This window comes from Halobacteriovorax sp. (genome assembly GCF_048381875.1).
In the GTDB taxonomy this organism is placed as follows: Bacteria; Bdellovibrionota; Bacteriovoracia; order Bacteriovoracales; family Bacteriovoracaceae; genus Halobacteriovorax_A; species Halobacteriovorax_A vibrionivorans.
In genome coordinates this window covers 219,284-226,462 of record NZ_JBLXBP010000003.1, presented here as the reverse complement: position 1 = coordinate 226,462, position 7,179 = coordinate 219,284, and the positions used below count along the sequence as shown (strand labels likewise).

Genomic DNA, 7,179 nt, shown 5'->3' with positions numbered 1-7,179 from the left:
AAAAGGCAAAAAAAAAGCCTCCGGTACGGAAGCAAAAAGATGGTGCCCAGAAGAGGACTTGAACCTCCACGCCAAAGGCACTAGATCCTAAGTCTAGCGTGTCTACCAATTTCACCATCTGGGCACATATTCGGTTTTAAAAAACTTTCATTGGTAAGGCGTGAGAATATTTATAAAGGGTTTGTAATAATTTGGCAAGAAAAAATTATGCTGCTGATTTATTTTTCTTATCGAGCTTCATCTCTAACTCTTTGATTTTATTTGAAAGGATTTTATTTTCTTGAGAGAGCTTATGATTATCGCGTTTATAATTAGCAACTTCAGTATCTGCTTTAGATTTAAGCTGTTTTTGTTTATCTAGCATCTTCTCAAGATGACTAAGCTTCTTATCGTTAGTTCCTTTACTAGCAGCTGCTTTCTTAGCTTTTTCAAGGTTTTGAATTTGAGATTGGGCAAATTTAAGTCTTTGCTTATATTTTTTAACTTCATTCTGGGCCTCTTTTAGCTTCTCAGCAGGGTTTTCACCCTTGGCCCCAGCTTCATCTTCATTATATTTCTTTAATTCTTTTTCTAAGCTTTCAACTTTAACTAGCTCTTCTTTGTACTTAAGCTGAAGATTGGCCAACTGCTTCTTTTCACTCGCAGCAAGCTGATGTGCCTCATCAACCTTTCGACTCATAACTTCTATCGAGTCATTTTTAATCTCTAATTCTTTTGTCAGTTGATCCACTTTTGATTCTAAGTCTTGAATCCAACGATCTTCTCCATTGAGATCTTTTGCACTCTTAACTTCCATCTTTCCTGTATCTGCTTTTTGTTCATCTGCTTTTACAACAAAGACATCATCCTTCTCATCAAGGTCTTCTTCACCTTTAATAACAAGGACGTCCTCTTTAGAACTTTCCGCCACTTCATCGTGAGACTTAACAACAGTAAGATCTTCAGTTGACTCTTCCTTAGGTGTGTTATCTTTAACTACTTGGATATCAGATTTCTCTTCAGGTTTACTACCTGAAATTACTTGGACCTCTTCTTTGTGATGTTGCGTAGTTCCCGATATTACTTTTTTCTCTTCTTCTTTATTTCCATTCTCTAAAGCTTCAGCTTTTGTTTTATCCAGTTCATCCTTCATCTGATTGAACAGACTACTCATTCGGGCCACTTTAGACTTCATTTGAACTGTTTCAGAACTTCTTACAAATTCTTCAATATTTTGCCCTTTAACTCTAATAAGCTCTTCAGCGATATTTCCCTCAGCATTATCTTTTACTGTTGTGAAATCTTCATCGAGAACATCATATTTACCATTAACATACTCTTTTACGTTTTCAACATATTCGTCATATGAGTTAACAGCTGACTTATCTAAAACTTCGTCCGCAATTTCATTCTTAAGTTTTTCGCCGTCAAGAGGCCAGCTTTCAGGCTTTACCAGGTCTTTAAAAGTATTTCGATCAATACTATTAAAGAACTTTTCATTGAATTTTTTTGCATCATCAAAAGACTCTTTTACTGTAGAAGTAATGGCCTCTTTGAGATCGACATTAGTGTCACTAAGAACACTTTTCTTTATGAATTCTATTTCATCATCTTTTAAAATTTTTAAGATTGCTTTATCAGGGAATGCATCGAGATCATCGAGAAAATTCTCTTCACTAGCTTCTCGATTCTTCATGAATTCTACAATATCTTTTAAAGTCTTTACTGTAACTTTCTTAACGATAGGATCATGATAATTCTTATGATCAATAATGCTTTCTTCATCTGAAATATCAACTGTTGCAACTGAATCACGTTTTATTTCAATAGACTTAGTGAATACAAAACATGCTTGATAACTTTTTTGTTTTTCAACAGTAAAGCAAATTTGAAGCTGTCCCTTCTTATCATTTCTTTTTAAGCCAAAGAATGAACATTTGTCCGACATAAATGAACTAATTTTTTCAATTAAATTGTCATCAATATAAACTGAAAAGGCATTAATATAAAAAAGCGCTTCATTGTCACTTAATAGTAGATCAATCTCAACAGGACAAGCCTGCTTGACTAAGACCAATTCACTTAAAGTAGATTGAAGCATATTTGTATAATTTTCGACTTCAAAAGACTTTTCATGTAACTTTAAATTTATAAGGTCTGAATAATATCCAATACTAAAACGAGACGTGATTTTATATTGCTTTGCCGATTGAAAGCTTTTTAGCACTCTTTGTTTTGGAGTATGCATAACACCAAAGAATTGCTCAATTTCTAAAATGACATTTTCTTTTGCATTAATTATTGCCTCAGGACTTATAGAAGCTCGCTTTGTGTTTACATCATTACTTACAAATAAGACTTTTGCCTGTGCATCGACAGTTGTGCTGAAATCGTTTGTTATAACGTTAAGCTTATCTGCTAATTCATCAACAGTTCCAACTTTGATCAAATTTATATCTTCAGAAACTACTTCTTTAAGTTTATTGAAAACATCATCAGTTAAGAATGTGTGAATATCGATTTGAAAGCTCATCGCGAACTCTCCTGAGTCATAATTTCATCAATATAACGATATTCCTTAACAGTTTGCAGAATGGACTTGAATATACTTTCTAGATCACTTGCATTAAATTCTAAATCCAATTTAAATACTTTGTGATGTACTTGAGACCAAATTGAACTAATATCATCTGATAGGCCGTAATCTAACTCAAAGAACCTTGATGATAGTCCTTTTAAATATTCTTGATGAACTATATTTTTATCAGAACGACTGTATTCATCAACGATATGATCGTAACGAGAAACGTAAGAATAGTAGGTTAAGATAATTGTATTATAAACTTCTTTTAAAAAGTTGAAGTCACAATAGCCACTTACTAGGGCCATATAAATAACAATACTGGCCGAAACTTGTGCTTTCTTTAATGTCATTGCATTAGTTCTAATAAACTCATCTTCGATATCTTTTTCATCGATTACCAGATCATTAAAAACTTCATAGCAGATAAATAAGAAATCTAAAGTAGAGCTCTTTTGCTCACCTTTTAAAACGCGATAGAAGTCCACAAGAATGAGGTTTCGATAACGCATTTTTACATCTTCAAGGTTTGCGGATTTTAATTCATTGAAATGATCAATAACCTGAGAGACTCTTTCTTCATCAATTAAGACTTCTTGGATAAATTGGTCATTAGTTGATGATAATTTTTCAATTAATTCAAGATTAGCAAACTCTCCAGCGTGACCAATACAAAGCCTACGGCCACTAGGTCGACACCAGAATAACTCGCCTCTTAACAAAGGTGAGTCTTTTATATGAATTGAGGTTTGTTTGATTTCTCTCATTACATCCAAGTCACTAAAATAAAAGGCCCAAAGATGGGCCTCTTAACAATAATTATCGGATATATTCGCGAAAATCTTAGGTAATTTTAACCGAGTAAATAACTACGCTTTACCCTTTAGTTTTGGATCTAGAGAGTCTCTTAAAGCATCCCCTAGAAGGTTCAGAGCAAGTACCAGAACGAACATTGCAACTGTTGCAGCAGTTAATTGCCACCAAACTCCACGAGCTAGTTCAAGCTTAGAGTCATCGATCATTGTTCCCCAAGAAGGTTGACCTTGAACACCAAGACCTAAATAAGAAAGGATGACTTCTGACTTAATAGCTTGTTGAAATCTCAGAGAGAATTGAATGATTACGATGTGAAAGATATTTGGAAGGATATGCTTAAACATTCTTCTTATATTTCCAGCACCAAGGGCGGCAGCTGCTTGAATATATTCTCTTTGCTTGTGTCTCATAACTTCACCACGAACAAGTCGACAAAGTCCAACCCAAGAAGTGATACCTAGAGCTAAGAAAAGTGAAGAAGTTCCTTTCCCAAGTACCATCGTCACAGCAAAAAGAAGCATGATATATGGAATTGATGCCATTGATGTGTAAAACCAAACGATAAATTCATCGACTTTTCCACCAAAGTATCCGGCCGTAAGACCTAGTGTTACACCAATTATAGTTGAGATAGTAGCAGTAGAGAAACCAATACCAATGGCCATCTCTGCACCTTTTAAAGTTTTATAAACAACACTTCGACCAAAAATATCTGTACCAAATAGAGCGTCCAATGAAGGAGCTGAATATGAAGCACCGATTTCTTTTGACCATTCACCTGCAATAACTCCAAAGAAAGTTAATGCGGCAAGAAGTACGTATCCACCAATAACGATCATACTAAAAACTGCAGCTTTATCTCTTTTAAGCTCAGTCCAAGCATGTCCCCATAATGATTTTGATTCACTTGAATGATTTACTGACATGACAACTCCTACTTTAACCTTACTCTTGGATCAACAACTGTATAAAGAATATCTGTAATAACTGTGAAGATGATATAACCCATAGCAGATAAAATCGTCATCGCCTTAATAACTGGGAAGTCATTATCAAAAACAGCTTTTACAGTTAGACCACCAAGCCCTGGAATTGAGAAGAAACTCTCAAGAAGCAGGGTTCCTAAAATAAGGAAAGGAATTTGAATAATTACATATGTGATAATTGGAATTAGAGAGTTCTTTAAAACGTGCTTTAAAAGAACAGCTTTCTCGCTTAGACCTTTGGCACGTGCTGTACGTACATAGTCCTGGTAAATATCATCAAGAATTACTGTTCTAAAGTAACGAAGATCAGGACCTAAGTTAAGAACAACCATAATGATAACTGGTAAAATAATATATGGTACAAAGTACGGGAATCCGTGCTCATAACCTGAGATTTCAAACCACCCCATTTCATACGCAAAAAACTTTTGGAAGAAAAGAATATACGCAAGAGATGGAATACTCATTAATGATACACTGATAATAACAAGTGCGCGGTCAATGGCCTTCCCTCTAAAAAATGAAACAACAATAGCAAGAAGAATTGATAGTGTTGTTGAGATTAAGAAAGCAGGAAGAGTTAATGTTAATGAAGGAATCGCACCTTCCTTAATCATTTCAATAATCTGCTGCTTTGTTGCCCATGAACGACCAAAGTCGAAAGTAAAAGCAGACTTAACGATATCTAAGTACTGTTCTACTAATGGACGATCAAGTCCAAGTTCATGTCTTACTTCAGCAATTTGTTTTGCTGATGCGTGCTTACCTAATAAAAGTTGTGCAGGATCGTATCCAGATAAGTTAAAGATAGCGAAGATAATTAAACACACACCTAGAATAATAGGGATCGTGTAAAGTAGTCTTCTTATAATGTATGACCAAGTATTCACAAAAACAGCTCCTTAGCTCTAACAGCATTCATATTTAAACGATTAGCTTTTCGCTTATTTAAAAGAGAAAGACCCTTTCCCAATTAAATAAGCGCTGGAGATAACTCCAGCGCCATATGTACTATAAAAAATTATAGCTTATCTTGCATTTTCTTCTTTTGATCTAGATCCACGTCTAGGTATTGAGCCTGACCTGCTTCAAAGTCAGTTGTCATGTAGTTTCTTAGCCAACTGTGCTTGATTAGGTAAGACTGACGGTGAACACCGTAAATCCATGGAACTTCTTCTGCTGCCATTTTATTAAGCTCTTCATAGATAGCAGTTCTCTCTGGAGAATCTTGCATAATTGAAGCTTTTGCAAATAGCTTATTGAACTCTGGATTATCATATCCTGAACCATTTGCTCCTGGAGACTTATTTGGTCCATATAGAAGTTGTAGGAAGTTTTCAGCATCTGGATAATCTGCACCCCATGCAATTCCATAAAGCATAACCTGACGCTTAGTGATCTTCTTTTGAAGCTCTGGCCATGAGTTTTGTACAACTTTGATATTTACACCAATTTCTGCCATTTGCTTTTTAAATAGCTCACCAATCTGACGTGAAGTCGATGAAGATGGACAGTCATATGTAATTTCAGGAAGACCTTTACCATCTGGGTAACCTGCTTTTGCTAGAAGCTCTTTTGCCTTTGCAAGGTCACGGTTTCTATAAGGACTTACGTAGTCTGGCATATAACCAGCAATTCCCGGAGGAACAACTGACTGCGCAGGAAGAGCAGTACCATTATAGAAAAGCTTGTTAAATTCTTTTACATCATATGCAAGAGCAAGTGCTCTTCTTAGGTCACGATTTTGAAGTAACTTCAGATCGTGATTGAATGCTGTATAAGTAACATCTAGAGATGGTGAAATTGAAAGCTCAACACCCTTCTCTTCAAATTGCTTATCTAGACCTTTACCTGGAGTAACGGCCGCTTCAAAGTTATCCTTTGGGATACCAATATAATCAACTCTACCCTTAAGGAAGTTTAGCCAACGTGGCTGATCTTCTTTAACAACATTGATTTCAATACGATCAACGAAAGGAACTGGTTTACCAGCATACTTTAGCATGTGCTTAAATTCGTCACTTGCTTCAGATGGGAAAAGCTTCTTTCTAAACTTTGGATTTCTTGTGTAGCTAAACTTCTTAGCTGTTTGCTTGAATTCACCAAGCATGAAAGGTCCTGTACCAACTGGGTGGTTAAGGAATTCTTTCCCGTAGTGATCAACAACTTCTTTTGCAACTGCAAATGTAAATGGCATTGCAAGTGAGTATAGGAATTGTGGGAATTGCTTCGTAAGTTTAAATTGAAGAGTATACTTATCTAAAGCTCTTAGACCTTCTACTTCTTCAGAATAATCAACCTTATCTTTTTCAGCATTCTTATCACGCCAAGCATCTAGCCCTTTGATCTTACCAGATAGTAGCCACCATCCAAGACCCTGTAGCTTTGGATCAGCAAGTCTTTTGATTGAGTAAACAAAGTCTTCAGCAACTAGCTCACGACCTTTACCACCTTCAAAAGCTTTATCATCGTGGAATAAAACACCTTTTTTAATTTTGAAAGTATAAGTTAGTCCGTCTTCAGAAACTTCTGGTAAAGATTCTGCTAAGTTTGGAACTAGAGTGTATGGTCTTTTTAAGTAGTGATACTCTAATAGACCTTCATAAACACGACCAACTTCATTAGATGAATATTTGTCATTTGAATAAATCGGATCCATCCCTTTAATTTCAGATGTTACCGCTAAATTTAAGACCTTTTCGTTTAGGTCAACTTTTTTCGTACATGAGATTGTTACTGCAAGTAAACTCATGAGTAAAAATGAAACAAGATTCCTTGATTTCATAAACCTTCCTTTGTTCGTAAAATTATTGCACA

Annotated in this window: 5 protein-coding genes and 1 tRNA gene; all 6 read right to left on the bottom strand. The window is 35.4% G+C overall.

Annotation, left to right across the window (positions count from 1 at the left end; genetic code table 11):
- Positions 1-40 precede the first annotated feature (40 nt).
- A tRNA-Leu gene (locus ACN5L8_RS09640) sits at positions 41-124 on the bottom strand.
- 81 nt (positions 125-205) lie between these two features.
- The gene (locus tag ACN5L8_RS09635; protein WP_419172907.1) at positions 206-2,512 is read right to left on the bottom strand and encodes a hypothetical protein; all 2,307 of its coding nucleotides are present in this window, start codon (positions 2,510-2,512) and stop codon (positions 206-208) included.
- Positions 2,509-3,327 (bottom strand): hypothetical protein, encoded by an 819-nt coding sequence (locus tag ACN5L8_RS09630; protein ID WP_419172906.1) that lies wholly within the window; start codon positions 3,325-3,327, stop codon positions 2,509-2,511. The genes ACN5L8_RS09635 and ACN5L8_RS09630 overlap by 4 nt, the downstream gene beginning before the upstream one ends.
- Before the next feature lie 102 nt (positions 3,328-3,429).
- Positions 3,430-4,302 (bottom strand): ABC transporter permease, encoded by an 873-nt coding sequence (locus ACN5L8_RS09625; RefSeq protein ID WP_419172905.1) that lies wholly within the window; start codon positions 4,300-4,302, stop codon positions 3,430-3,432.
- A gap of 8 nt (positions 4,303-4,310) precedes the next feature.
- Complete coding sequence (locus ACN5L8_RS09620) at positions 4,311-5,252, bottom strand: ABC transporter permease (RefSeq protein ID WP_114705667.1); 942 nt, start codon at positions 5,250-5,252, stop codon at positions 4,311-4,313.
- 131 nt (positions 5,253-5,383) lie between these two features.
- Positions 5,384-7,147: an ABC transporter substrate-binding protein gene (locus ACN5L8_RS09615; protein ID WP_120405432.1), complete on the bottom strand. Its 1,764-nt coding sequence runs from the start codon at positions 7,145-7,147 to the stop codon at positions 5,384-5,386.
- Positions 7,148-7,179: the final 32 nt, after the last annotated feature.